Raw genomic sequence first — 280 nt, 5'->3', positions numbered from 1 at the left:
GCTATAAATGGTGAAGGACTAAAACAAAAAATGATTAGAAAAGATGAAAAAATTCTTCATGCTGTTTCAGGTGGAAAAGATAGTATGGTCTTGTGGTATCTATTGAAAAAATATGAATTTAATGTAACTGGAGTTCACATAAATTTAAATTTTGATGAATTTTCAGAGAAAAGTTTAGAAATAGCAAAAAATTTTTCAGTAAAATTTTCATTACCTTTAATGATTTTTGACCTAAAAAAAGATTTTAATATTGATATGAAAGAGATTTTTTTGAAAAATA

Annotated in this window: 1 protein-coding gene; it reads left to right on the top strand. The window is 23.2% G+C overall.

All coding sequences use genetic code 11. The features are described 5' to 3' along the window. Positions 1 to 30 precede the first annotated feature (30 nt). Positions 31 to 280: phosphoadenosine phosphosulfate reductase family protein (locus tag N3D74_06435; protein MCX8095801.1), on the top strand; the 250-nt coding region annotated here is incomplete at its 3' end.

The sequence above is a fragment of the Caldisericia bacterium genome, assembly GCA_026414995.1.
GTDB lineage: Bacteria > Caldisericota > Caldisericia > B22-G15 > B22-G15 > JAAYUH01.
Note: the sequence above shows the minus strand (reverse complement) of the source record. Positions and strands in the feature narration are given on the sequence as shown.